Origin of the sequence: Patulibacter sp. SYSU D01012 (assembly GCF_017916475.1) — a bacterium.
Taxonomy (GTDB): Bacteria; Actinomycetota; Thermoleophilia; order Solirubrobacterales; family Solirubrobacteraceae; genus Patulibacter.
The window spans coordinates 444,228-467,599 of the sequence record NZ_JAFMTB010000001.1; the positions used below are offsets into that span (position 1 = coordinate 444,228).

At 77.5% G+C, this 23,372-nt stretch carries 23 protein-coding genes; 10 read left to right on the forward strand and 13 right to left on the reverse strand.

Annotated features, from left to right (window positions below):
* Positions 1 to 35: 35 nt before the first annotated feature.
* Complete coding sequence (locus J3P29_RS01920) at positions 36 to 626, reverse strand: TetR family transcriptional regulator C-terminal domain-containing protein (protein ID WP_210491317.1); 591 nt, start codon at positions 624 to 626, stop codon at positions 36 to 38.
* 76 nt (positions 627 to 702) lie between these two features.
* On the opposite strand from J3P29_RS01920, the gene J3P29_RS01925 reads away from it, so the two are divergent.
* Positions 703 to 1,203, forward strand: coding sequence for a hypothetical protein (locus J3P29_RS01925; protein WP_210491318.1), 501 nt, complete (start codon positions 703 to 705; stop codon positions 1,201 to 1,203).
* A gap of 53 nt (positions 1,204 to 1,256) precedes the next feature.
* On the opposite strand, the gene J3P29_RS01930 is transcribed toward J3P29_RS01925, so the two are convergent.
* Positions 1,257 to 2,120: an inositol monophosphatase family protein gene (locus J3P29_RS01930; RefSeq protein WP_210491320.1), complete on the reverse strand. Its 864-nt coding sequence runs from the start codon at positions 2,118 to 2,120 to the stop codon at positions 1,257 to 1,259.
* A gap of 25 nt (positions 2,121 to 2,145) precedes the next feature.
* On the opposite strand from J3P29_RS01930, the gene J3P29_RS01935 reads away from it, so the two are divergent.
* On the forward strand, positions 2,146 to 5,466 hold the full coding sequence (locus J3P29_RS01935) for an ATP-dependent DNA helicase (protein WP_210491321.1): 3,321 nt from the start codon (positions 2,146 to 2,148) through the stop codon (positions 5,464 to 5,466).
* Between the two features lie 243 nt (positions 5,467 to 5,709).
* The gene (locus tag J3P29_RS01940; protein ID WP_210491322.1) at positions 5,710 to 6,237 is read left to right on the forward strand and encodes a TasA family protein; all 528 of its coding nucleotides are present in this window, start codon (positions 5,710 to 5,712) and stop codon (positions 6,235 to 6,237) included.
* Between the two features lie 87 nt (positions 6,238 to 6,324).
* Here J3P29_RS01940 and J3P29_RS01945 read toward each other — a convergent pair whose 3' ends face one another.
* Positions 6,325 to 7,305: a PAC2 family protein gene (locus tag J3P29_RS01945; protein WP_210491323.1), complete on the reverse strand. Its 981-nt coding sequence runs from the start codon at positions 7,303 to 7,305 to the stop codon at positions 6,325 to 6,327.
* 17 nt (positions 7,306 to 7,322) lie between these two features.
* Here J3P29_RS01945 and J3P29_RS01950 point away from each other — a divergent pair, with 17 nt between their 5' ends.
* Positions 7,323 to 8,213: an HD domain-containing protein gene (locus J3P29_RS01950; protein ID WP_246851396.1), complete on the forward strand. Its 891-nt coding sequence runs from the start codon at positions 7,323 to 7,325 to the stop codon at positions 8,211 to 8,213.
* Here J3P29_RS01950 and J3P29_RS01955 read toward each other — a convergent pair.
* Together J3P29_RS01955 and J3P29_RS01960 are read right to left on the reverse strand one after the other, a co-directional pair.
* A complete protein-coding gene (locus tag J3P29_RS01955) occupies positions 8,210 to 8,797 on the reverse strand; it encodes an HD domain-containing protein (RefSeq protein ID WP_210491325.1) in 588 nt (195 codons plus the stop codon). The two genes, J3P29_RS01950 and J3P29_RS01955, sit on opposite strands and share 4 nt — an antisense overlap.
* Before the next feature lie 23 nt (positions 8,798 to 8,820).
* Complete coding sequence (locus tag J3P29_RS01960) at positions 8,821 to 9,588, reverse strand: sulfite exporter TauE/SafE family protein (protein ID WP_349239746.1); 768 nt, start codon at positions 9,586 to 9,588, stop codon at positions 8,821 to 8,823.
* Positions 9,589 to 9,608: 20 nt separating this feature from the next.
* On the opposite strand from J3P29_RS01960, the gene otsB reads away from it, so the two are divergent.
* The 5 genes from otsB (at position 9,609) to trxA (ending at position 13,358) form a co-directional block, all read left to right on the forward strand.
* Positions 9,609 to 10,418: a trehalose-phosphatase gene (gene otsB / locus J3P29_RS01965; RefSeq protein WP_210491328.1), complete on the forward strand. Its 810-nt coding sequence runs from the start codon at positions 9,609 to 9,611 to the stop codon at positions 10,416 to 10,418.
* On the forward strand, positions 10,415 to 10,948 hold the full coding sequence (locus tag J3P29_RS01970) for a hypothetical protein (protein WP_210491329.1): 534 nt from the start codon (positions 10,415 to 10,417) through the stop codon (positions 10,946 to 10,948). Before otsB ends, J3P29_RS01970 begins: the two co-directional genes overlap by 4 nt.
* A gap of 2 nt (positions 10,949 to 10,950) precedes the next feature.
* Positions 10,951 to 12,012 (forward strand): glycosyltransferase, encoded by a 1,062-nt coding sequence (locus tag J3P29_RS01975; RefSeq protein ID WP_210491330.1) that lies wholly within the window; start codon positions 10,951 to 10,953, stop codon positions 12,010 to 12,012.
* Positions 12,013 to 12,056: 44 nt separating this feature from the next.
* Positions 12,057 to 12,872: a polyprenol monophosphomannose synthase gene (locus J3P29_RS01980; RefSeq protein ID WP_210491331.1), complete on the forward strand. Its 816-nt coding sequence runs from the start codon at positions 12,057 to 12,059 to the stop codon at positions 12,870 to 12,872.
* 168 nt (positions 12,873 to 13,040) lie between these two features.
* Positions 13,041 to 13,358, forward strand: a complete 318-nt coding sequence (gene trxA, locus J3P29_RS01985; protein ID WP_210491332.1) for a thioredoxin — start codon at positions 13,041 to 13,043, stop codon at positions 13,356 to 13,358.
* A gap of 94 nt (positions 13,359 to 13,452) precedes the next feature.
* On the opposite strand, the gene J3P29_RS01990 is transcribed toward trxA, so the two are convergent.
* The 4 genes from J3P29_RS01990 to J3P29_RS02005 form a co-directional block, all read right to left on the reverse strand.
* Positions 13,453 to 14,733, reverse strand: coding sequence for a hypothetical protein (locus J3P29_RS01990; RefSeq protein WP_210491333.1), 1,281 nt, complete (start codon positions 14,731 to 14,733; stop codon positions 13,453 to 13,455).
* A complete protein-coding gene (locus tag J3P29_RS01995) occupies positions 14,730 to 15,647 on the reverse strand; it encodes a hypothetical protein (protein WP_210491334.1) in 918 nt (305 codons plus the stop codon). The genes J3P29_RS01990 and J3P29_RS01995 overlap by 4 nt, the downstream gene beginning before the upstream one ends.
* Entirely contained in the window at positions 15,644 to 16,234 is a 591-nt protein-coding gene (locus tag J3P29_RS02000; RefSeq protein WP_210491335.1) for a signal peptidase I, read from the reverse strand. Before J3P29_RS02000 ends, J3P29_RS01995 begins: the two co-directional genes overlap by 4 nt.
* A 62-nt stretch (positions 16,235 to 16,296) precedes the next feature.
* Positions 16,297 to 16,956: a TasA family protein gene (locus J3P29_RS02005; RefSeq protein WP_210491337.1), complete on the reverse strand. Its 660-nt coding sequence runs from the start codon at positions 16,954 to 16,956 to the stop codon at positions 16,297 to 16,299.
* Between the two features lie 244 nt (positions 16,957 to 17,200).
* Here J3P29_RS02005 and J3P29_RS02010 point away from each other — a divergent pair, with 244 nt between their 5' ends.
* Positions 17,201 to 18,199 carry an endonuclease/exonuclease/phosphatase family protein gene (locus J3P29_RS02010; protein ID WP_210491338.1) on the forward strand — a complete coding sequence of 333 codons (999 nt, stop codon included), beginning with the start codon at positions 17,201 to 17,203 and terminating at the stop codon, positions 18,197 to 18,199.
* Here J3P29_RS02010 and J3P29_RS02015 read toward each other — a convergent pair.
* The 4 genes from J3P29_RS02015 to J3P29_RS02030 form a co-directional block, all read right to left on the reverse strand.
* The gene (locus tag J3P29_RS02015; RefSeq protein ID WP_210491339.1) at positions 18,196 to 20,133 is read right to left on the reverse strand and encodes a YhgE/Pip family protein; all 1,938 of its coding nucleotides are present in this window, start codon (positions 20,131 to 20,133) and stop codon (positions 18,196 to 18,198) included. The genes J3P29_RS02010 and J3P29_RS02015 overlap by 4 nt on opposite strands.
* Complete coding sequence (locus J3P29_RS02020; RefSeq protein WP_210491340.1) at positions 20,130 to 21,005, reverse strand: hypothetical protein; 876 nt, start codon at positions 21,003 to 21,005, stop codon at positions 20,130 to 20,132. The genes J3P29_RS02015 and J3P29_RS02020 overlap by 4 nt, the downstream gene beginning before the upstream one ends.
* 109 nt (positions 21,006 to 21,114) lie before the next feature.
* Positions 21,115 to 21,981, reverse strand: coding sequence for a 3-hydroxyacyl-CoA dehydrogenase (locus J3P29_RS02025; RefSeq protein ID WP_210491341.1), 867 nt, complete (start codon positions 21,979 to 21,981; stop codon positions 21,115 to 21,117).
* 20 nt (positions 21,982 to 22,001) lie between these two features.
* Positions 22,002 to 22,736 (reverse strand): TetR family transcriptional regulator, encoded by a 735-nt coding sequence (locus J3P29_RS02030; RefSeq protein WP_210491342.1) that lies wholly within the window; start codon positions 22,734 to 22,736, stop codon positions 22,002 to 22,004.
* Positions 22,737 to 23,372: the final 636 nt, after the last annotated feature.

Here is a 23,372-nt window from a genome sequence, read left to right on the forward strand (position 1 = left end):
CGGGCTCCGCCGGACCGCGGGCGCCCGGGACGGGGTCAGGCGCGGCCGGCGAGCTCGGCCAGGTGCCGCTCGACGGCGGCCCGCATCCGCGCGGGCGGCACCGCCCCCGGGCGCTGGACCGCGTGCAGCGCCAGCCCGTCGACGAGGGCGTGCAGCCGCGCGGTCTCCGTCTCCACCGCGTCCGCCGGCGCGTCGGGCCCCAGCAGCACCCCGACGATCCCCGCCACGAAGGCCCGCATCTCGTCCGCCGCGCCGTCCGCCAGGGCGCGCAGCCCCGGATCGCGGCGCGCGCCGGCGGTGAAGGCGAACCAGATCTCGGCCTCGGCCTGGCGCTCGTCGTCGAGGGGCAGCAGCTCGAGCAGGATGCGCGCCGTCGCCTCGACCGGCGGCCCCTCGGTGTCCAGGGCCGCGACGCGCTCCTGGACGCGGGCGAGCAGCGTCTCCATCGCCGACCGCTGCAGGTCCGCCTGGCCGTCGAAGTAGTGGCGCATGGCGCCCGGCGACAGCCCGGCCTCGGCGGCGACGTTGCGGACGGACGCCGCCTCCAGGCCGTCCGTGCGGGCGATCCGCCAGACGGCCTCGGCGACGAGCCGGCGGCGTTCCTCGTGGTCGACGACCTTGGGCACCCGCGCATTTTCGCACAGCCGTGCTAGGTTGGATCCTCGGTATTCCGCACACCCGTGCTGAAACAGGAGAACGCTCGTGGTCATCGCCATCGTCGCCGCCGAGATCGCCTTCTGGGTGCTCATCGCCCTGGGGCTCGGCCTGCGCTACCTCGCCGGTCAGCGGCGCCTCGGCCTCGTCGTGCTCGCGTGCACGCCGCTCGTCGACCTGACGCTGCTGGGGCTCGTCGCGTGGGACGTCTCGCAGGGCGGCACCGCGACGGGCGCCCACGCGCTCGCCGCCGTCTACCTGGGGGTCAGCGTCGTCTTCGGCCACTCGATGATCGCCTGGGCCGACGCCCGCGTCGCCTACCGCTTCGCGGGCGGCCCGAAGCCGCCCGGCAAGCCGAAGGACCCGGCGCTGAAGAAGCGCCTCGAGCGCCGCGGCTGGCTCAAGCACGCCGCGGCGTGGGCGCTCGGCTGCGGCCTGCTGATGGGCACGGTCCTGCTCGTCGGCGACGCGGACCGCACGCAGGCGCTGACGGCGACGGCCACGGCGTGGACCGTCGTGCTGGCGATCGACGCCGCGATCAGCCTCTGACCCGCCGCGGCCGCGCCGACCGAGCGCGTCGCGAGCGGCGCCCTCCGGCGGGCCTAGCCGTGCGGGAGCGTGGCGACCCGCTCCAGGCCCGCGGGCGTGCGCGCCGCGACGACGGGACCGTGCGGGTGCAGGTCGAGCGGGAAGGAGAGGGCGTCGTCGCAGCCGCCGAACGCCACGGCGCCCCCGGCCTCGCGCACCACGAGCTGGCCCGCGGCGGCGTCGACCGCACGGCAGCGCCAGAGCGACGCCATGCCGTCCACGCGGCCGGCGGCGACCTGGCAGAGCGAGACGGCGATCGCCCCCATCGCCCGGATGCGGTGCACGTGGGCGGCGAGCGCCTCGCCCGACGCGGCCAGGTGGCGTGGGTCGGCGGACTCGATCGCGACGAGCTCCAGGCGGTCCTGGTCCGTCACGCGCTCCTCGCCCGCGCGCAGCGGGTGGCCGTCGAGCCATGCGCCGGCGCCGCGGATCGCCGTCCAGCGCTCGTCCGGGCGCAGATCGGCGACGAGGCCGCACGTCACGTCGGCCATCGTCCCGCGCGTGGCGACGTCCTCGCCCTCGGCGACGGCGATGGAGACGGCGTGGTGCGGCATGCCGCGCTTGGCGTTCATCGAGCCGTCGATCGGGTCGATGACGACGAGCGCGTCCGGCGAGCCGAAGTCGACGGTCCCGCGCTCCTCGGACAGCGCCGTGAAGCGCGCGCCCTGCTCGTGCAGACGGTCCAGCTCGGCGAAGATCAGGTCCTCGGCCTCCTGGTCCAGGACCAGCGTGCGGTCGCCGCCCTCGCCGCGGGAGCCCGTCTCCTCCAGGCGGTCGGCGGTGCCGGTGACGCCCGCCAGGTGGTCCCGGACGGCGTCGGCAGCCCGGTTGAACGCGGCGATCCACGTCTCGGCGGCGGGCTGCGGGGCAGAAGGCATCGGCGACCTATCCTAGATGGCGGGGATGGAACCGCTCGACGGACTCTCGGACGCGCAGGTGCGCGCCGCCACGCACGGCGGCTCCGTGGGCCCCTACCCGTTCGCCGGCGGGCCGCACGACGGGTCCGTGCCGGCCGCCGCGCCCCTGCTGGTCCGCGGCGCCGCGGGCACGGGCAAGAGCGTGGCCCTCGCCGCCCGGGCCGCGTGGCTGGCGACCGCGGCGGGCGTCGACCCGGCCCGCATCGCCCTGCTCGTCGCCACCCCGGCGGCCGTGGCCCGCACGCGCCGCCGCCTGGCCGAGCGGCTGGGCCCGGCCGCGGCCGACGTCGTCGTCACCACGCTCCCCGACCTGTGCCACCGGCTGCTGCGCGACGTCGCGCCCGAGGCCGGCGTCGACCCCTTCGTCGTGCCCGCCACCCGCACGGAGCGCGTGGCGCTGCTGCTCGAGCACCGCGAGGGGCTGGCCCTGCGCCACCACGACGGCGGGCCGGCGCCGATCCCGCTGCTGGCGGCCGCGGTGGCGCGCGTGGACCGGCTGAAGGAGTCGCTCGTCGACGCGGCCGCCCTGTCGGCGTGGGCCGCCGCGCTGCCGGACGCCGACCCGCGGGCGCTGCGCGAGCGCGAGTTCGCCGCGCTGCTGCGCCTGCACGACCGCGTGCTGCGCGAGCGCGGGCTGATCGACCACGGCGACCTGATGCTGCACCTCGTCCGCCTGCTCGAGGACGAGGAGCCCGGCGGGGTGGGCGAGAGCGTCCGCAGCCGCGTCGCGTCCGCCGTCGGGCGGCTGCTCGTGGACGACGTGCAGGACGTCCCGACCGCCGGGATGCGGGTGCTGCGCGCGATGGTGCGGGCCGGCACCGGCCTGACGGCGGCCGGGGACGACGACCAGGCGACGCGCCGCGTCCGGGCCGCCGGCTCGCGCAACCTGCGCGAGCTCGCGCAGGCCCACCCCGACCTGGCGACGGTCACCCTGGAGCGCTCCTGGCGCAGCCCCGAGCAGGTGCTGCGCGCCGCCGAGGGCGTCGTCGAGCCCGTCCGCGACCGCCTGCCGCACGCCTGGCACGCGCCGTCCGGCGGCAGCGTGCGCTTCTGGCGGGCGGCGAACGAGCGCGCCCAGGCGCAGGCCGTGGCGGGCGAGGTCGAGCGGCTCGTCCGCGACGGCGCCCGGCCCGAGCGGATCGCCGTGCTGGTGCAGTCCGTGCGCCGCGAGGGCGGCCCGGTGATGGCGGCGCTCGAGGAGCGCGCGCTGCCCGCGCGGCTGGGCGGCGCGGGCGCGTTCCTCGAGCGGGTCGAGGTGCGCGACGTCCTCGCGTGGCTGCGCCTGCTCGTCGATCCCTCCGACGCCCCGGCGGTCTCGCGCGCGCTGGCCCGGCCGCCGATCGCGCTGCGCCCGGCCGACCTGGCACGCTGCCTGCAGCTGGCCCGCCGGCGCCGCATGGACCTGGTCGGCGCGCTCGCGGCGTCGACGGAGTCCCCGCAGATGGCGCCCGAGGCGCGCGACCGCGTGGCGTCCTTCGTCCGGCTGTACCGGTCGGCGACGAGGGCGCTCGACGTCACGCCGCCCGACCAGTTCGTCCACCGGCTCGTCGAGCACCTGGGCCTGCGCCGCCAGCAGCTGTTCGGCGCGAGCGGCGACGTCGTCGAGCGGCTGCGCGACCTGGCCCGCGTCGGCCAGCTCGCCGAGCGCTACGTCCGCATCGCGCCGCAGGCCACCGCGCGCGACTTCGCCCGCTGGATGATCACCCTGGCCGAGGCCGGCGGCGACCCCGAGGGCAAGGTCGAGGCCGTGCCGTTCGCCGCCGGCTCGGACGACCCCGACGGCGACGCGCTCGCGGACGGCCGCGACACGGGCGACCTGGAGCCCGGCGTGGTCGGCGGGGCGGTGCGGGTCCTTCCCCTGGGCGCGGCGGCGGAGCTCGAGCTGGACCACGTCTTCGTCCTGGGCCTGCAGTCCAGCCGCATCGGCGCGGTCGGCGCCTGGGCCGGGCGCCGGCTCGTCGACCCGCTCCCCGACGAGCTGCTCGGCGCCGACGCGCTGCCGGCGCCCGACCCCGAGCGGCCCGAGCCGGACCCCGAGCGCCGGATCGCCACGGACGAGGCGCGGCGGATGCTGGCCGTCGCGATGACCCGCGCGCGCCAGGGCGTGGTCCTGGCCTACCCGGCGCAGGCCACGAGCGGCGCGGCGCGCGAGCCGTCGCCGCTCGTCGACGACGCGCGGCGCGCGGTCGGCGGGGCGTGGGAGGAGTTCGAGGAGCGGCTGTTCGGTCCCGACGACACCCTCCACGCGACGTTCCGCACGCTGCGCGAGGCCCTGCTGCGGGACGTCGCGACGATCGGCGCGCGCCTGGGCGACCTGCGGATGGACACCGACCTGGACGTCGCGCACGGGGTCACGCGCTACCTCGAGCTGATGAAGGTCGCCGCCCTCATCAACCGCCCCGACGGCCAGGAGGTCGCCGCCGCGCTGCCGGCGATCGACGCCGCGATCCGGCAGGCGGCGACGGCGCAGCAGAAGGAGCTGCTGCTCTCGAGCACGCTCGACGACGAGATCCTCGCCGCCGCCGACCAGACGGCGCAGCGCCGCGCCGGGCGCGCCGAGCCGTCGCTCGAGCCGTTCCTGCCCCTGCGCGGCGACGGCGTGGTGCTGTCCGCGGGCGACCTCTTCACGTACGGCTCGTGTCCGCTGCGCTACAAGTTCGGCCGCGTGCTGCGCATCCCGCAGCAGCCGACGGTGGCGCAGCGGTTCGGCATCGTCGTCCACCAGGTCCTCGAGCGCTGGCACGGCCGCGGCGGCACCGAGCTGGGCGAGCTGCAGGAGCTGTTGACGCAGAGCTGGCGGCGCTCGGGCCTGACCGGCGTGGCGGACGAGGCACGGCTGTGGACCCGCGCGCAGGACGCGATGGCGCGGTACCACGCGCGGACGATGGCCGAGGACTCCGAGACCGTGTGGCTCGAGCGCGGCTTCGAGTTCCGCCTGGGCGACCACACCCTGCGCGGCCGCGTGGACCGGGTGGACCGCCACCCGGACGGCACGTACGAGCTCGTCGACTACAAGACGGGGCGCCCGCGCACGCCCGAGCAGCTGCGCGACGACGTCCAGCTGCAGCTCTACGCCGTCGCGGCCGTCGACGCGTGGGGGCTGGAGGCGCCGCGCCAGGCGTACCACTACGTGCTGGACGACGTGAAGACCCCGCTCGACGCCGAGGGCAGCGAGCGCTCGCGCATCACCGAGGTCGTCGAGCGCGTCGGCGGCGCGATCCTGGCGCAGGACTTCGAGCCGACGCCCGCGTACGAGACGTGCGCGATGTGCGACTACCAGCTGACCTGCCCGGCGGCCGAGACCTAGGCCGCGGCCCGGGATCGGGCCCAGAGCGGGCGTGGCGCCGGGGGGTGCGCCGGGCGAGCGGCCCTCGTCGCGCGGCGGGCAGCAGCGTCCCGAACGCGGGGTCGTTGCGTTGCGAAACGTCGATACGGACCCGAGACGGAGCCGACCGGGGCCTGCGACGGCGGTGTCGGAAGCTCCATCCATGGCCGGGAAGCCACCCCGGCGCCGGACTCCTCCGTCACCCCGCACCAAGGACTCATCCCCATGCTGACCGCCCTGCTCCGTCACCCCCGCCGCCTGATCGCCACCCTGACGATGGTCCTCGCCGCCGCGGGCGTGGCCGTCGGCTCCGGCGCGACGTTCACCTCGAAGACCGCCAACGCCGCCAACACCTTCACCTCGGGCACCCTCCTGCAGAGCAACTCCAAGGACGGCGCCGCGGTCGTCACGGGCGCGAACCTCAAGCCCGGCGACACGAAGACCGGCGAGGTCACGATCAAGAACACCGGCAGCCTGGCCGGCGACTTCACCCTCGCCGAGACGAACGCGCAGAACGCCTTCACCGCCGGCAGCCTGTCCCTGAAGGTGGAGGACGTGACGGTCGCCTCGGCGCCGAAGGCCGTCTACACGGGCGACCTGGGCGGCCTGGGCAAGAAGACGCTCGGCTCGTTCGCCGCCGGCGAGGCCCGCACCTACCGCGTCACCGTGTCGCTGGCCTCCTCGGCGCCGAACGCCGACCAGGGCAAGAGCGCCGCGAGCGACCTGGAGTGGGACGCCACGCCGACGGCCTGATCCCCGGACCGCCCCTGAAGCACGAGCGCCCCGCCGGGCTCCCGGCGGGGCGCTTCGCGTCGTTCGGAGGTTGCGCGCGGCGGCGGGCTAGAACGGCGGGCCGTCGCCGGGCCGCTCGTCCTCGTGGTCCTCGCCGTCGTCCTCGGGCTGCTCGTGCGCGCGCAGGTACTCCAGGAAGTCGTCGGCGATCACGTCGCCCGACGGCAGCTCGCCCATGTTCAGCTGGATCTGGCCCTCGGCGGCGGCCTCGGTCAGCTCGTCGTCGCCGTCCTCGTCGCCGATGACGTCGCGCAGGTCGGCCATCTGCTCCAGCCGCTCGAGCAGCTCGCGCCGCTCGGGGTCGCGCTCGACGGCCTCCGTCACCTGCTGCTCGTAGCGCTCGGACGCCGCGCGCAGGCGGGCGGTGGGGATCGGCACCGCGGTCAGCCGCTCGACGGCCTCGACGAGCGCCAGCGTCGCCTTCGGGCTCGGCACCCCCGCGACGTAGTGCGGCACGTGCGCCAGCAGCGTCACGGCGTCCAGGCCCTGCTTCTGCGCCTCGACGTGGACGACGCCCGTCAGGCCGGTCGGGCCCTCGTAGTCCGGCAGCATCGCCCCGAGCGGCTCGACGAGCCCGGTGTCCGTCGCGATCGCGGTGATCGGCACGGGCCGCGTGTGCGGCACGTCGGACAGCAGGCCGCCCAGCGTCACGACGACGCGCGCGCCCAGGCTCTTGGCCGTCTCGACGAGCGTCTCGCTCAGGGAGCGCCAGCGCATCGCGGGCTCGGGCCCCGTCACCAGGATCAGGTCGCGGCCCGCGGACGGCACGACCGCCGCGCGCAGCTCGACCGTCGGCCACTCCAGGCCGCTGGCGACGCCGTCCTCGACCGCGATGTGCGGGCGGTAGGACTGCATCGTGTACAAGAGCTCGGGATCGACCGTCGCGCAGCGCTGGGCGTCGAGGCGGCGCGAGATGACGCCGACGGCCGAGCTCGCAGAATCCCCCGCGTCCGTCCACCCGGTGAACGCGCACACCAGCGCGGGGTCGCGCAGCCCGACCGGGCGGTCGTCCCATCGGAGGGGGATCATCCGGTCCACGGTACACAATGCGTCCAGTGCCACCCGCGTCCGAGCCCACCGTCGCCGCCCTGGGGGCCGGCGACCGGATCGCCGGCGCCTTCGCCTGCGTCCGCAAGGACCGGATGACCGGGCGCTCCGGGCCGTTCCTGGCCCTCGACCTGCGCGACCGGACGGGGACGATGCCGGCCCGCATCTTCAAGGACGTCGACCGCTGGGAGGGCCAGTTCGAGCGCGGCGACGTGATCCAGGTCAGCGGCTCGGTCGACCGCTACCGCGACGACCTGGTCGCCGAGCTGACCGCCGTCCGCCGGCTGGACCCGGCCGAGGTCGACCCCGCGCAGTTCCTGCCGTCCGCGTACCGCGACCTGGACGAGCTGGAGGGCTTCCTGGAAGGGATGGCCGGCGAGGTCGGCGACGAGCGCTTCGGGGGCCTGCTGCGCGAGCTGCTCGCCGACGAGGCGCTGCGACGCGACCTGCGCCGCGCGCCGTGCACGATCGCCGGCCACCACGCGTACCTGGGCGGGCTGCTCGAGCACACCGTCGCCGTCGGGGCGCTGGCGATGGAGACCTGCGTGCACCATCCGGGCCTCAACCGCGACCTGCTGCTGACCGCCTGCCTGGTCCACGACCTGGGCCGCACCCGCGAGTTCACGTACGGCGCCGAGTTCGGCCGGACGGAGCGCGGCGAGCTGCTCGGCCACGTCGAGCTGGGCCTGCGGATCATCGCCGAGCCGGCGCGCCGCGCGGGCCTGGACGAGACGCGCTGGTCGCACCTGGCGCACTGCGTGCTGACCCACCACGGCCCCGAGCGCGCCGGCGGACGCTTCCGCACGGCCGAGGCCGTCACCCTGCACCGGCTCAACGCGCTCGACGCGACCGTCAAGGACGCGCTCGAGCACGGGCTCGGGAACGGCTAGCCGCGGCCGTCGGAGCCGCCGCGCAGGGCGCGCCGCCCGCGGAAGTTCGGCGGCACCGGCCGCGGGCGCCGCACGGCCCAGCGCAGCGCGGCCCGCGGGATCGTGCGCGTCAGGAACGGTCCGATCGGCAGCTCGCGGCGCGCGCGCCGCATCAGCTCGCGCGGCACGCCGAACGACGCCGTCCCGAGCAGGATCTCGTTCCAGTCCGCGCGGCGCAGCGCCTCGACGCTGCGGGCGTGCGGCCCGCGGTACGGCAGCGGGCGGTGGTGGAAGGCGATGGTCCGGGCGACCTCGTCCGTCCACGCCTCGCGGCCCGTGCGGCGCAGCCAGTCCGTCGCCGCCGCGATCGACGGCCCCAGGTAGTCCAGGGTGGAGAAGACGTCCAGGTCGTGGAACGCGGCGGCCACCGCCAGGCGGTCCACGTGCTCGGCGTCGCCCGGGGCGAGCGCGACGGCGTAGCTCAGCGTGCGCAGCGCGTGGTGGCGGTACGCCGCCCAGCCCGCGGCGTCGCCGCGCGCGTGGTCGGCGTGCTCGACGAGGATCGCGTCGAGCAGCGGGTGCTCCGTGTAGAGGACGGCGTCCACGCCGCCCACCCTAGCCGCCGGGGTCAGGCCCGGCCGAGGCCGCGGCGCACGAGCCGCTGCGCCACGAACACGAGCAGCAGGGCGAAGCCGACCTGCAGCACCCGCACGGGCAGCACGTTCGCCAGGACGACGCCCACCAGCGCGCCGGGGATCGCGAGCAGCCCCAGGGTGACGGCCAGCCGCCGGTCGAGGTTGCCGTAGCGGTCCTGCCGCCACGCGCCGAGCAGCGACACCGGGATCATCGCCAGCAGCGACGTCGCCTCCGCCTCGACGTGCGCCAGGCCCAGGACGTAGACCAGGCCGGGGACGAACAGCGTGCCGCCGCCGACGCCGAGCAGGCCCGAGACGACCCCCGCCGCCAGGCCGAACGCCGCGCCGAGGGCGACGTGGCCGGCGTCGCGCGTGACCTGCCGGGCCTCCTCCCCGCCGCTGCCGACGACCATCGTCACCGCGACGGCCACGAGCAGCACGCCGAAGACGAGCGACACGCGGCGCGCCGGGATCCGCTGCTGCAGCGCCGTGCCGAGCAGCACGCCGAGCAGCGCGGGCAGGCCGACGAGCACGCCCTCGAGCAGGTGCACCTGGCCGAACGCGCCCTGCGTGAGGGTCGCGGCGCCGGCGATCAGGACGATCGCGCCGAGCGACGCGGACGTCGCGCGCCGCTCGTCCAGGCGCAGCAGGAGGAGCATCAGCGGGACCATCACGACCCCGCCGCCCACCCCGAACAGCCCGCTGAAGAGGCCGGCCGCGGTGCCGATCCCGGCGATCGTCGCGGTCCGGCGGCGCTCCACGTGCCGCATACTAGGGAGCCGTGATCGACGATCGCCTGGCCGACCTCGTCGCTCCGCTGCGCGCCGCGCCGGACCGCTCCGCGATCCTGCTCGACGTCGACGGGACGCTCGCACCCATCACCCGGCACGCGTCCGAGACCGCGGTCCCCGAGCCCACGCGCGAGGTCCTGCGCGCCCTCGCCGGCCGCTTCGCGCTCGTCGCGTGCGTGACCGGCCGCCGGGCGGTCGAGGCGCGGCGGATCGTGGGCCTGGACGGGCTGGAGTACGTCGGCAACCACGGCACGGAGGCGCTGCGCCGCGGCGCCACCGAGCCCGACGTGCGGCCCGAGGTGGCGGCGTGGGAGCCGCGCGTGCGCGAGGTCGCCGAGGGCCTGCTGGCCGGCAGCGAGCGGGCGCGCGAGCTCGGGGTGCGGCTCGAGGACAAGGGGCCGATCCAGGCGCTGCACTGGCGCGGGGCCACCGACGAGGACGAGGCGGACGCGGTCGTCGCGGCGCTCGGCGCGCGCGCGGAGGAGGCCGGCCTGGCCCTGCACCGCGGCCGCATGGTGCTGGAGCTGCGGCCACCGGTCGCCTTCGACAAGGGCGTCGCCGTGCGCTGGCTGCTCGGCGACGCCGGCCTGGACGCCGGCCTGTTCGCCGGCGACGACCGCACCGACGTCGACGGCTTCCGCGCGCTGCGGGAGCTGCGCGACGCGGGCACGCTGACCCACGCGGTCTGCCTGGCCGCGACGGACGACGAGTCGCCCGCCGCGGTGGCCGAGGCCGCGGACGCGAGCGTCCCGGGTCCCGACGGCGTGCGCGACCTGCTGGCGGCGCTGGTGGCACCGTGAGCTTCCGCCAGCTGCTCCACGCGACCGTGCTGCTCTCGGGCGCGTCGGCCACCGTCCTGGGCCTGCTGGTCGTGGCGCACGCGCAGGTGAACGGCGACGCCGGCCCGGCGGTCGTCTCGGCGATCTGGTGGCTCGTCGCCACGGGCATCGGCATCGCGTCGGGCCGGCGCGACGCCGCCAACCCGCAGATCGCCCGGGTGCTGGCCGAGGCCCGCGCCGCGAACGAGCTGCCCGAGCCGCGTCCCGTCCGCACGCTGCTCAACCGCCTGTGGCCGCTGTTCCTCGTCACGCTCCTGTCCGGCGTCGCCGCGATCTGGCTGCCGCAGGTCGCCGGCGTCGCGACGGGCTTCCTGCTGATCTGGGCGCTCGCGTGGCGCAAGCAGGAGCACGCGGTGCAGGCGATCGAGGAGCGCGACGGCGTGGAGTTCCAGGTCGAGCGGACCAGCCCGATCGAGCCGCTCAAGCTCGTCCGGCTGCCGGGGCTGCGGCGCGACCGGCCGGAGCACAAGCGCAGCGCCGCCGGGGTCTGAGGGTGGCGCGCGGCCGCGGGCCGGCGGGCGAGCTGCCGGCCGACGTCCTCCTCGTCTCGCTCGGCTCCACGTCGGGGCTGCGCGCCGTCGACGACGCGCTGGCGGGAGCGCTGGGACGCGCGGGGGCGCGCGTCGCGCTCGTGCGGGCGTCCGCGCCGCCGCGCGTCCGCACGATGGCGCTGACCGACCTGGCGTGGGCGCTCGCCGCCCGCCGCGCGGCCGTCGCCGGCATCCGCCGTCACCGTCCGCGGGCGATCGTCTACGGCAGCGTCGGCGCCGCGCTGCTGTGGCCGCGGCCGGGGGCCATCCGGCTGGACGCCGCGATGGCCGCGAACCGCCCGGGGCGCCACGGCGCGTGGCAGCGCCCGCGGGAGCGGCTGCTGCTCGCCCGCTGCCCGCTGCTCGTCCCGCAGTCCGCCGAGGCGCTGGCCGAGGTGCCGCTGCCCCGGCCGGGCGCCGTCGTGGTGCCGCCGCCCGTCGACGTGTCCGCCGCCCCGCTGCCGTGGGAGGCCCGCGACGTCGCGGCGGTGACCTACGCCGCCGACCCGCACAAGAAGGGCCTGGACCGCGTGCTGGCCGCCTGGGCCCGGGCGCGGCGCCCCGGCGAGCTGCTCGTCGTCTGCGGCGCCCCCGCCGGCGCCGTCGCCGCGGCCGCGGGGGGCCGCGTGCCCGAGGGTGTGCAGGACGCCGGACGGCTGTCGCCGGCGGTGTTCGCCGACGTGCTGGGCCGCTCGCGCGCGTTCGTCACCGCGCCGCGGCGCGAGGACCACGGGCTCGTGCAGCTCGAGGCGCTCGCCGCCGGCACGCGGCTGGTGACGACGACGGCGCCCGGGGCGTACGTGGCGCTGTCCGTCGCCCGCGCGGCCGCGCCGCGCCTGGTGGTCGACCGGCCGGACGACCCGGCAGCGCTGGCCGCCGCCGTCCGCCGGGCCCTCGACGCGCCGCGCGGCGACGGCGAGGCCGACGACGCCGAGCGCGGGCGCGCCATCCTGCGCGAGCGCTTCGCCCCGGCACGCGTGGACGCCGTCGTGCGCGAGCAGCTGCTGCCCGCGCTGCTGCGCTGAGCGTGCGCCGCGGCCCGGCCGCACCGTCTAGCGTGTCGACTCCCATGACGGCGTCCGTCCCGCTTCCCTGGCTCGTCATCCCCACGTACAACGAGGCGGAGAACGTCGAGCGCGTCGTCGGTCTCTCGCGCGAGGTGCTGGCCGCCGCGTGCCCGGACGGCTTCCGGATCCTGATCGTGGACGACCGGTCCCCGGACGGGACGGGCGAGATCGCGGACCGCCTGGCGGCCGCGCACCCCGACGAGGTGGTGGTGCTGCACCGCGAGCGTCCCGACGGGCTGGGGCCGGCGTACCTGGCGGGGTTCGGGCTGGCGCTGCGGTCCGGCGCCTCGCACGTGCTGGAGATGGACGCGGACCTGTCGCACGATCCGCGGGACCTGGCGCGGCTGCTGGGGGCCACGCACGAGGGCGCGGACCTGGCGCTGGGCTCGCGGTACGTGCCGGGGGGCGGCGTCAGCGACTGGGGGCTGCTGCGGCGGGTGATCTCGCGCGGGGGGTCGTGGTACGCGCGGCGGATGCTGGGGCTGTCGGTGCGGGACCTGACCGGCGGGTTCAAGTGCTTCCGCGCCGAGACGCTGCGGGCGATCGACCTGCCGACGGTGCGCTCGGTCGGCTACGCGTTCCAGGTCGAGCTGACGTGGCGGGCGGTGCGGGCGGGCTTCCGCGTGGTCGAGGTGCCGATCGTCTTCCGCGACCGCACCGCGGGGACGTCGAAGATGCACGCCCGGATCGCGGTCGAGGCCGCGCGGCTGGTGCCCGCGCTGCGCCGCTCGGGCTGGGCGCCGCCGCTCGGCGCGCCCACGCCCGCGGGCGACGCCGCGGCGACCGATCCTCGCTCGGCCGACCCGGCCGGCCGGTAGCCTGCGGCGGACCGTCCGGAGCGGCCGGGGGATCCGCGTCCCCGGGGCGTCCGGCGCGCCCGCCCCGTGGACCGCGCGCCACGCCCGGCGGGCTTGAAGGGCGGTCACTTCATTTTGTATAGTGACCAGGCAGGATCTGGTTCGCGGGTCCCTACGAGGAGCAGTGAGATGGCGACTGACGTCACCGACAGCAACTTCCAGGCCGAGGTCATCGAGAGCGACCAGGCTACGATCGTCGACTTCTGGGCCCCCTGGTGCGGGCCGTGCCGCGCGGTGAGCCCGGTGCTGGAGGAGATCGACGCCGAGCGCGGCGACGTGCGCGTCGTCAAGCTCAACACCGACGAGAACCAGCAGACCGCGGCGAAGTACGGGATCATGTCGATCCCGACGATGATCGTCTTCAAGAACGGTCAGCCCGCCGGGCAGATCGTCGGCGCGATGCCGAAGCCGCGCCTGAACGCCGAGATCGACCGCATCCTCGGCTGAGCCGGCGGCCGGGCGCCCGGCCGCCGCAGCACCCGTCCGACGGGCCGCGCATCGCGCGGCCCGTCGTCGTTCCGGGCGGGCGCACGGCGGCGGGTCAGGCGGCGCCCCGGCAGCGGTCGCCCTCCAGGCGCAGCGCCGTGCGGCGGTTGCCGGTCCCGTCCGCGGTCGCGACCGTGGCGCCGAGCGCGGGCCGGCCCCGGCACACGGCGCGTCGGACGGCCGCGCGGGCACCGGCCGGCGGGGCCAGCCGCACCGCGGCGCTCGTCGTCCCGGCGGGCAGGTCGGACAGCTCCAGTCGCCCGGCCGCGACCCGCACGACCGGCAGCCCGCGGGCGCCGGGCCGCCCCGTGCGGCGCCAGGGCCGGCCGCGGACGTCCGTGCCGGCCACGCGGACGAGCACGGGGCGGGCGCGCCGCAGCGGGCCGGTCAGTCGGAGGACCGCGCCGCGAAGGGGCGACCGGCCGTCCAGGCGGAGCACGACGGCGCCGTCCCGCTGGGCGAACGCGCGCAGGCGGGCACGGCACGCGACGGTCGGCACCGGGACGCGCACGCGCAGACCGGCACCGGCGACCTCCAGGCCCGCGGCGCCGGCGAGCGCGGAGAGCGGCACGTGCGTCCGCCACCGCCCGGCGCCGAACGGCCGCAGGGGCAGCGTGCGGCCCCCCGCGCGGACGACCGGGCGCCGCCCGCCCGTCGCGCGCACGTAGACGGGCAGGGGACGGACGACGGTCAGCGGCAGCGCCGCCGGCGTGCGGACCTCGAGCGTCCGGGCGCCGCGGCGCACGGTCCGGCCGACGCGCGCGGTGCTGCGCCGCTGGCGGCAGGCCCCGGGCGCGACCGCGGCCGGCGGGTCGACGCGCTCCGCGAACTCCGCGACGAGGCGATCGGCGAACGTGCCCGTCAGCCGCAGCGCGAAGCGCGTCTGGCCCGCGGCCGCGTCGCCGAGCTGGAGCGTCGCGCGGTAGCCGAGCGCGGCGCCGTCGGGGATCGCGACGGGCCGCGACGGCGTCGCCCCCGCGGCGGGCAGGCCCGTCAGCCGCCCGTCGTAGACCGTCTCCTCGGGGACGAAGCCCGCGCAGCCCGCGCCGGGCGCGGCGCCGGTCCCGCGCTCGAGCCGCAGCCGGACGGCGGGCGCCAGGCCGCCGGACGCCGCGCCGTCGAACGCCAGGCCGGCGAGCGCGCGCCCCCGCGGCCGCACGGTGGTGCACCGCTCCACCGGCACGCCCGGCTGCAGCGCGACGTCGGCGAACAGGGGCGCGTCGAGGTCGCGGGCCAGGCGGGGCGTGCCGTCGTCGGCGGCCCAGGTGGCGCCGAGGGAGCCGGCCGCGCCCAGCCCGAGAAGCGCCACGACGGTCGCGAGGACGCGGCGGCTCACGAGACGACCGGCGTCGTGGTCTGCGTCAGGACGACGGCGGTCGCGGGCTGGGCCACCAGGCTCGACAGCCCGAGCAGGGCGGAGAGGCCGGTCAGCACCGGCGTGCCGCTCGTGCGCTGCACGCGCACGCGCAGCCGGCTGCCGAGGTCGGAGGCGGTCGGCACGTACGTGGTGCCCGTGGCGCCCGGGATCGTCGTGCAGCCCGCGGCACCGAGGGTCTGCGGGGTCGTGCTGCCGGCGGGTCCGCAGCGCAGCCACTGGTACGCGTAGGCCGGGGCGCCGCTGAGCGGCTGGCTGGCCGTCAGCAGCGGCAGGAGCAGCGCCTGCCGGTCGGTCCACGTCCCGGTGCTCACGCTCGCCGGCTCGTTCAGGCGCACGGGGCCGGTGGACGTGATGGCGGGCATCGTGTCGGTCCCGCTGCGCAGCCGGAGCGCCTCGACGGACGCGCCGAGGGCGTTCACGCCCACCACGCCGCCGGGCCGCTGCGGCTGCGTCGGAACGGAGAAGGCCACGGCCGAGCTCCCGCCGTCGGTGATCGTCTCGCGGACCACGTAGGTCGTCGGCGTGGGCGCGCCGATGGCGCCCTCCGCGCCCGCGGGCACGGCGTAGGTGGTGCCGGTGGCGGCGCCGCCCGCCGGGGTGCAGGCGCCGCTCGTGCACGCGTACCACTGGTAGGCGCGGGTCGCCGCCGCGGACGCGCCGCTCCACGCGCCGGGATCGACGGTGAGCGTCGTGCCCGAGAACGCCGCGCCCAGCACGTGCGGCACGCGCTGGACCTGGAGCGGGAAGACGGCCGCCGCCGTCGCGGTGCCCGTGGCGCTGGTGCGGTCGAGGAACGCCGCGAGGGCCACGCCGGCCGCGACGGCGAGCGCGACGACGGCCACGCCGAGCGGGGCGAGCAGGCGACGGATCACCGGCCGGGCTCCTCGTCGCCGCCCGGCTCCGCGAGCTGCGGATCGCGGCGCCAGATGAACCACACGACGAGCAGCGCGGCCAGGGCGGTCACGCCGCCGACGAAGTACGGGCGGCCGCGGCCCGCCACGAGCAACGCCAGGCTGCCGCCCGCGTCGGGCAGGACGGCGCGGAGCCGCCCGACGGTCCCCGTGGCCGGGATCTGCCACGTCTCCGGGGCCGGGTTGGCGTCGCCCTTCGTCGTGACGCTCAGCCGGCCGCCGGGCGCGGCCGCGACGCGCTGCACCCGGTGCGTGACGGTGCCGGGACCGAACGGGCGCTCGAAGGTGACGATCTGCCCCGGCCGGACCGCCGCCACGGGCGTCGGCGAGACGAGCACCACCTGGCCGGGCACGATCGTCGGCCGCATCGAGCCGGTCAGCACGGTCAGGGCCTGCCAGCCCGAGAGCTTGAACGCGGCCAGCAGCAGGCCGAGAGCGACCAGGGCCGTCACCGCGAGGACGCGGCCGGCACGACGGGCGGCCCGCCACCGGCTGGGCGCCGCGGGGGCCAGCTCGGGGGTCAGGACGGTGGCGGGGGCGAGAGGCATGGCCGAGCGTCGCCGCCGGTGCCGCCGGAGGGCGGACGGCACCGACGCGGCGGGGGGCGGGATCAGGTCGCGGCGACGCCGGCGGACCCGGTCCACTGCAGGCGGAAGCTGGCGCTGCCGCCCTGGGCGGCCTGCGGGGCGTTCGCGCCCAGGCGCAGCGTCACCCGGTACGTCTGGCGCGCGCCCGGTGCGAGCGTGAACGTGTCGGTCAGGGCGGCGATGCCCGAGACGGTCTGCGGGCTGCTGGTGGGCGTCGTCCCGCTGCCGGCCGGCACGGCCTGGCAGTCGCTCGTGCGGGTCAGCGTCTGGGTGCTGCCGTTCGCGCCGTTCTCCGTCCCGGTCGCCCCCGTGCCGGCCACGCGCTCGATGCCGACGGTCAGCGCGCCGGCGAGGGCGGTGTTGGCCGTGCTGGCCTGCGTCAGGTCGGTGGCGACGAGCGCGACGTTCAGGTCCTGCGTGTTGCCGCTGGCCGGCGCCGCGACGGTGAAGCACGTGTTCGGCGCGTCGCCGGGCACCAGCCCCGCCACCGTGATGGTGCGGCTGTCGGCGCCGGGGTCGTTGATCTGCACGGTGCCGGCGGCGGCGGTGCCGTCGAGCGTCGTGGTGTCGGTGAACGCGGCGTACGTGCCGTAGCCGCCGGCCGCGGCCACGAGGCCGAGGGCGCCGACGGTCGCACCGATCTTGGCCCGGCGTGACGCGCCGGACGAGCGGGTGGGGGCCATGAGGTCCTTCCTGGTGGCCGTGCGGGGCGGCGCGCGGGGCACCGGGGTCCGTGGGGCCGATGGGTGGCTGGGGGATGATGCGTCGCGAGAGGGGGTCGCGACGGGCCGCAACGTACACCGTCCGCAGGATACTCGTCCAGTCCGGCGTGCGCTGTATACGACGGATGTCCACGTCGTCTCGGGGCGACGGCGGAACGGCGTGCGCCTCCGGGACGACGTCCGCCGGCAGTAGGCTCCCGCGCGTATGCGGCGCCGCCCCGCCAGTCGCGCGCCGGCCGTCGCGGCGGTCGTGCTCGCGGTGCTGCTCCTGTGGAGTCCCTACGTGCCGCTGCCGGGCGGCCGGCACCTCGACGTCGTCCTGCCGTTCACGCAGCTCGTGGCGCTCCGCCCTCCGCTGGCGGTCGCGGTCCTGCTGCTGGGCGCCGCGGCGCTGGCCCGCGCCGTCCGCCGGCGCCGCGGCGTGGTGCCGGCGCTGCTCGTCGTCGTCCTGGCGGGCGGCGCCGCGCTGCAGGTGGCGGCGCGGACGGTCGGCGCGGGGCGGCCGGGGCCCAGCGCCGTCGCCGTCACCGTCCTGACGGCCAACACGGCGCGCTCGAGCGTCCGGCCCGCCACGCTCGCCGCCCTGGTCGATCGCACCGGGGCCCGCGTCGTGGCGCTGCCCGAGACCAACCGTGACGCGGCCCGCGCGATCGCCGCCGAGCTGACCCGAACGACGGGGCGGCCCTGGCGGGCGTTCGGCGACGCGACGGCGTGGCCGGACGACGCGACGTCGGCGAAGGTCACGGCCCTGGTGGTGGCCGGCCGTCTGCGGCCGCGGGCGCTGCCGGCGGCCACGCCGCCCGGATCGCACGGCCAGGTGCGCGTGCGGCTGGACGCCCTGGGCGTGTCCGTCGCCGCCGTCCACCCCGTCGCGCCGCCGCCCGGCGGCAGCCAGGGGCGGTGGCGCACCGACCTGCTGGCGCTCCGCGGCTTCTGCCGGGACGCCTGGATCGTCGCGGGCGACCTGAACGCGACGATCGACCACTCGCCGCTGCGGGCGGTCCTCCACGCGGGGTGCGAGGACGCGGCCCGAGCCGCCGGCCGGGGCCTGCGGGCGACGTGGTCGGGCGGGCCGCTCGGGCTCGTCCGCCCGCAGCTCGACCACGTGCTGCTCGGCGGCGGCTGGCGCGCCGACCGCGCCGGCGTCCTGGCGCTGCCGGGCAGCGACCACCGGGCCGTGTGGGCGCGGGTCGGGCCCGCCTAGAGCTCGACGTCGGGCTTCAGCTCGCCCATCGTCCACACGCGGCGGCGCCGCACGAGCAGCGCCGTCAGCGCCAGGGCCGCGACGAGGAAGCCGAGCAGGACGATCACCGCGCGCACCGCGTGGGTGGACTGGCCGCCCGAGATCGTCACCCGCAGCGCGTCGACGACGTAGCTCATCGGCAGCAGCGGGTGCAGCGTCTGGAAGATCCCGTCGGTGGTCTCGAGCGGGTACAGCCCGCCGGCCGAGCCCAGCTGCGCCATCAGCAGGACCAGCGCGACGGCGTCCCCGACGACGCCGAACGCCACCCGCAGCAGCTGGATGATCGCCGTGAACGTGGCGACGGTCAGGACGGCCACGCCGACGGTCGCGAGCGGGTGGTCGGCGTCGAGGCCCAGGCCGATCTCGACGCCCAGGAACAGGAAGACGGCGCCGCCCAGGCCGAGCGCCGCGGCGGGGAGCCACGTCGCGAGCGCCACCGTCGGTGCCGGCAGGTTCGACGCGAGCAGCCGTGGGCTGAGCGGACGCAGCAGCAGGAAGACGAAGATGCTGAAGACCCACAGCCCGATCGGGAAGAAGAAGGGGGCCAGCCCGCGACCGTAGAGCGTGGCCGGGTTGTCCTCCTGGAAGTCGATCGTGACCGGGGAGCCGAGCACCTTCGCCGCCTGCGCCCGCTCGCGGGCGTCGGGGGACGGCACCTGGCGCAGACCGGCCCGCAGGCGCCGCTCGATGCGCGCCACCCCGCGGTCGACCTCGTCGGTGGCGGACACGAGCTCGCGGCTGCCGGGGACGGCGCCGCCCGCCGCCCGGTCGAGGGCCGCCAGGCCCGCGCTCGCGGACCGGGCGGCGCGGGCGAGGGCGTCGGCGCCGTCGGCTCCGCGCAGCCGCGCGGCGGTGGTGGCGCTCCGCGCGCGCAGCTCCTTCGCCCGGCGGGTCAGGCGGCGCGTGCGGCGGTCGACCTGCTCGAGCACCCGGTCGGTCTGCTCGGCCTGGCGGCGCACGTCGTGGGCGCGCTCCCGCACCCGGCGGAAGGCCGGCTCGTCCGCCACGAGGGGTGCGTCGTCGGCCAGGTCGGCCAGGCCGCGGTCGATCCGCCGGACGCGGCTCGCGAACCGGCCGGACGCCGTGGCGGCCAGGCCGGCGGTGTCCTGCGCGGACTCGGCGGCGTCGACGAGCGCCGCGGCCGCGGGGCCGGCGGCATCGGCCGCGGCGTCCGCGAGCGCGTCGGCGGTGCCGGCGACGCTCGCCAGTCCGCGCTGCAGCTCGGCCCCGGCGCCCGCCAGCGCCGCCGTGCCCTGCCGGAGCGGCGCCACGCCGTCGACCAGGTCGCGCGCTCCCGCGGCCACGCGGCTCGTGCCGCGCCGCACCTGCTGCACGGCGCGCAGCGCCTCCTCGAGCTGGCCGCGGATCGTGCCCACGTCGCCGAGCGCGGTCTGCGCGTAGGCGGACACGGCCGCCGTGTTGGCCTGGCGCTGCAGCTCCGTCTGGGCCGACGACGCCAGGCGCGAGACGATGAAGCCGTTCGCGTCGTCCACGCGGATCTCCAGCTTCGCCTGCCGCGGCCGGTCGCTCGCCGGGCTCGCCAGGCGCCGGCTGAAGTCCTTCGGGATCGTGATGGAGAACAGGTACTCGCCGCTCTTCAGCCCGTCCGCGGCGTCGCCGGCGTCGGTGAATCGCCAGTCGAACGACCGCTTCTGGCGCAGCTGGTCCACGAGCTGCCGGCCGGCGTCGACCTGCTGGTCGCGGACGACGACCGAGCGGTCCTCGTTCACCACGGCGACGGGCACGCGGTCCAGTCGTCCGAACGGATCCCAGCTCGACCACAGGTAGACCGCGCCGTAGAGCAGGGGCACCAGGGCGATGCCGAGCAGCGCGATGCGCGGCAGGCCGCGGCGGAAGCGCCGCAGCTCGAAGAGGGCCAGGCGGAGGGCGGTCACGCGGGGCCCTCCGGGGCGGCGTCGCCGTCGGCCGACGGGGCGGAGTCGGCGCCGTCCGGCCGCGACGGGGCGGGCGCGGTGCCGTCGGGCGGACGGTCGACGGCCGGCGACGCGGCGGGGGTCGGGGACGCGGCGGAGCGCGGCGACGCGGCGGAGGGCGGGGACGCGTCCGCGGGCGGGGACGCGTCCGCGGGCGGCGGCGCACCGTCGGCGGTCGGCGCCTCCGCCCCGCCGCGGGCGACCGCGCGATCGGCGCCGGTCGGGTGGCCGAGCGCCACGGGCACGTGGTCGACGCCGGCGGGCGGGGCGACGGCGGCGGCGATCACGGTCGGCCCGGCGTCGGCCAGCGCGTCGAGCGCCGTCCATGCGCGCTCCAGGTCGGCGGGGGTCAGCCCGGCGTCCACGTCGTCGACGAGCAGCAGCGGTCGACCCTCGGCGGCGGCGTGGGCGACGACGACGAGCAGCCCGTCGAGCGGGTGCAGGTCGCCGAGCGGTCGCGCGCGGTCGGGGTCGACGCCGAGCAGGGCGTACGCGTCGTGGATGCCGTCGGCGGTGCTGCGGCCGGCCGACGCCAGGACGCTCCAGCGCTCCAGGTCGCGGACGCGCACCCCTTCGTCCGGCTCGATGCCGGGGCGGATGCGCGCGACCGTCGACGCGGCGCGCAGGGCGCCTAGCCCCCGGGACGCCAGGTGGTCGCCGACCCGCAGCTCGCCCGCCGCCAGGCGCAGGCGGCCGCCGAGCGCCAGCAGCAGCGCGCTGCGCCCCGAGCCGCCGGGGCCGTGGACGACGGCGAGCCCGCCGGCGGGGACGTCCAGGTCGACGCCGGCGAAGACCGGACCGCGACGGCTGCGGGCCGCGAGTCCGCGACCCATCACGTCCGCTCCCAGGGGAGCTGGCCCGGACACGCTCACGGGGTCCACGCTAGTGGATCGGTGGGCCGGGCTCCGTGCCCGGCCCACCGATCCGGAGCACGGTCGTGGATCAGGCCTGCTCGCCGTAGCGGTAGAAGCCCTCGCCGGTCGCGACGCCCAGCTTGCCCTGGTCGATGAAGCGCTCCTTGATGATCTCGGCGAAGCGCCGCTGCTTCTCGCTCTCCGAGACCGAGGAGATGTGGTAGGCGGTGTTCAGGCCGACGACGTCGAAGATCTGGAACGGGCCGGCCGGGGCGCCGGTGCCGATGCGCCACGTCTTGTCGATCGTCTCGGGGTCGGCGACCCCGTCGACGTACAGCGCGGACGCGGCGTTGAGCAGCGGCACGAGCAGCGAGTTCAGGACGTAGCCGGGCTGCTCCTTGCGCAGCTCGATGGGCTCCATCCCGATGCGCCGGGCGAACGCGACGACGGCGGCGTAGACGTCCGGGTCGGTCGCGGGCGTGCCCATCACCTCGGCGGTGTTGTGCAGCCAGATCTCGTTGGCGAAGTGCAGCGCCAGGAAGCGGTCCGGCCGACCGGTGAAGTCGACCATGTCGCTCGGCAGCAGCGTGGAGCTGTTCGACGCGAAGATCGTCCGCTCGGGCGCGAGCTCGCCGAGCTGCGTGTAGACCTGCCGCTTGAGCTCGAGCGCCTCGGGGACGGCCTCGATGACGAGGTCGGCGTCGCGGACGGCGTCGGCCAGGTCGGAGGAGTAGCGGACGCGGCCGAGGGCCTCCTCGGCCCGGGTGCCGGCGTCCGGCAGGTCCTGCGTGTAGCGGGCGGCGAGCCCGTGGAAGCGCTGCTTCGCGGTCTCGAGGATCTCGTCGGAGATGTCGTAGGCGACGACGTCGACGCCGTGGAACGCGGTCTGGAACGCGATCTGCGAGCCGAGCACGCCGGTGCCCAGGACGGTGACCTTGTCGATGGTGCGGGTCATGTTCGCTGCCCTCCTCTGGGTCAGCTGCGGGTGGGTGAAGGGGTGGGGGTGGCGGCCGCGGGGACCGCGGCGGCGGGGGTGGCCGGGGCGGCGGGGGTGGTGGTGTCGTCGACCCGCGCCGGGCCGGGGTCGGCGGCGGCCGCGGGGCGGCGCATCAGCCGGGCGAGCACGTCGGTCGCGGCGGGGGCGAGGGCGCGGATCGCGTCCGGCCCGTCGTCCGCGGCGCGCTGGACGAGCTCGTGGACGGCGGCGACGGCCGCCAGCGCCAGGGCGGGCGTGAGCGGCTCGGCGTCGGGGGCGCCGGCGGCCAGGTCGACGCTCGTGTCCGCCACCAGCGCGGCGAAGCGGTCCAGGCCCTCGCGGCGGGCGCGCCGTGCCGCCGGGCCGACGGACGCGACCTCGAGCAGCGACGCGCGCTCGCCGGGGGACGCCGACGCCAGCGCCTCCAGGTGGGCGGTCGTCGTCGCGGCCAGGCGCGTGCGCCAGTCCGCCGAGCGGTCGGTGCGCTCGTGCGCGGCGAGCAGGGACGCGCCGAGCCGGGCGAGCACGACGTCGTGCAACGCCAGCAGCGCGTCGTCCTTGTCGGCGAAGTGCGCGTAGACGGTGCTGCGCGACGCCCGGGCCGCGGCCGCGATGTCCGCGATCGTCGTCGCCGACCAGCCCTTGGCTGCGAGGGCCTCGGCGACGCCCCGGAGCACCTGCTCGCGCTGCAGGCGGAGCAGCTCCTCGCGTCGCTGGTGGTCGGTGGCACTCATTGCAGTACCAAACAGTACCACCGGAGTACGAATCCGTACAGAGCGTCGTGGCAGTCGGCGCGAGCACCAGCGACGTCGACGCTCCGCGGCGCGATACGCACGCGTGTCGTGGCGGATCACACGAGGGCATACCGCCCCGCGGAGCGGGATGGAGAGGTGGGCGCGGCGGCGCTCTTGCTCGGCGGCGGGGCGAGCCGGCGCGGGGCCGGGGGCGAGGCGCCGGTGGGGCGTCGCCCGTTCCGGCTCGGGTCCGGATACCGGCCCTCACCCGGAACGCGTCCCCGCCGCGCCGGCTGTTCCGGCTCAGGGCCGGATACCGGCCCTCACCCGGAACACGTCTCTGCCCCGTCGCCCGTTCCGGCTCGGGTCCGGATACCGGCCCTCACCCGGAACACGTTCCCGCCGCGCCGGCTGTTCCGGCTCAGGGCCGGATACCGGCCCTCACCCGGAACACGTCCCTGCCCCGTCGCCCGTTCCGGCTCGGGTCCGGATACCGGCCCTCACCCGGAACACGTTCCCGCCGCGCCGGCCGTTCCGGCTCGGGCCCGGATACCGGCCCTCAGCCGGAACACGCTCCCGCCGCGCCGGCCGTTCTGGCTCGGGTCCGCATGGCGGCCCTCAGCCGGAACCCGCCCC

Excerpts from the sequence above, each read along its gene's own strand:
- J3P29_RS02000 (WP_210491335.1), bottom strand. The coding sequence starts at position 16,234 with ATGCCTCTCGCCCCCGCCACCGTCCTGACCCCCGAGCTGGCCCCCGCG.
- J3P29_RS01945 (WP_210491323.1), bottom strand. The coding sequence starts at position 7,305 with ATGATCCCCCTCCGATGGGACGACCGCCCGGTCGGGCTGCGCGACCCC.
- J3P29_RS02030 (WP_210491342.1), bottom strand. The coding sequence starts at position 22,736 with ATGAGTGCCACCGACCACCAGCGACGCGAGGAGCTGCTCCGCCTGCAG.
- J3P29_RS01950 (WP_246851396.1), top strand. The coding sequence starts at position 7,323 with ATGCGTCCAGTGCCACCCGCGTCCGAGCCCACCGTCGCCGCCCTGGGG.
- J3P29_RS02020 (WP_210491340.1), bottom strand. The coding sequence starts at position 21,005 with ATGGGTCGCGGACTCGCGGCCCGCAGCCGTCGCGGTCCGGTCTTCGCC.
- J3P29_RS01940 (WP_210491322.1), top strand. The coding sequence starts at position 5,710 with ATGCTGACCGCCCTGCTCCGTCACCCCCGCCGCCTGATCGCCACCCTG.
- J3P29_RS01980 (WP_210491331.1), top strand. The coding sequence starts at position 12,057 with ATGACGGCGTCCGTCCCGCTTCCCTGGCTCGTCATCCCCACGTACAAC.
- J3P29_RS02010 (WP_210491338.1), top strand. The coding sequence starts at position 17,201 with ATGCGGCGCCGCCCCGCCAGTCGCGCGCCGGCCGTCGCGGCGGTCGTG.
- J3P29_RS02005 (WP_210491337.1), bottom strand. The coding sequence starts at position 16,956 with ATGGCCCCCACCCGCTCGTCCGGCGCGTCACGCCGGGCCAAGATCGGT.
- J3P29_RS02025 (WP_210491341.1), bottom strand. The coding sequence starts at position 21,981 with ATGACCCGCACCATCGACAAGGTCACCGTCCTGGGCACCGGCGTGCTC.
- J3P29_RS01935 (WP_210491321.1), top strand. The coding sequence starts at position 2,146 with ATGGAACCGCTCGACGGACTCTCGGACGCGCAGGTGCGCGCCGCCACG.
- trxA (WP_210491332.1), top strand. The coding sequence starts at position 13,041 with ATGGCGACTGACGTCACCGACAGCAACTTCCAGGCCGAGGTCATCGAG.
- J3P29_RS01930 (WP_210491320.1), bottom strand. The coding sequence starts at position 2,120 with ATGCCTTCTGCCCCGCAGCCCGCCGCCGAGACGTGGATCGCCGCGTTC.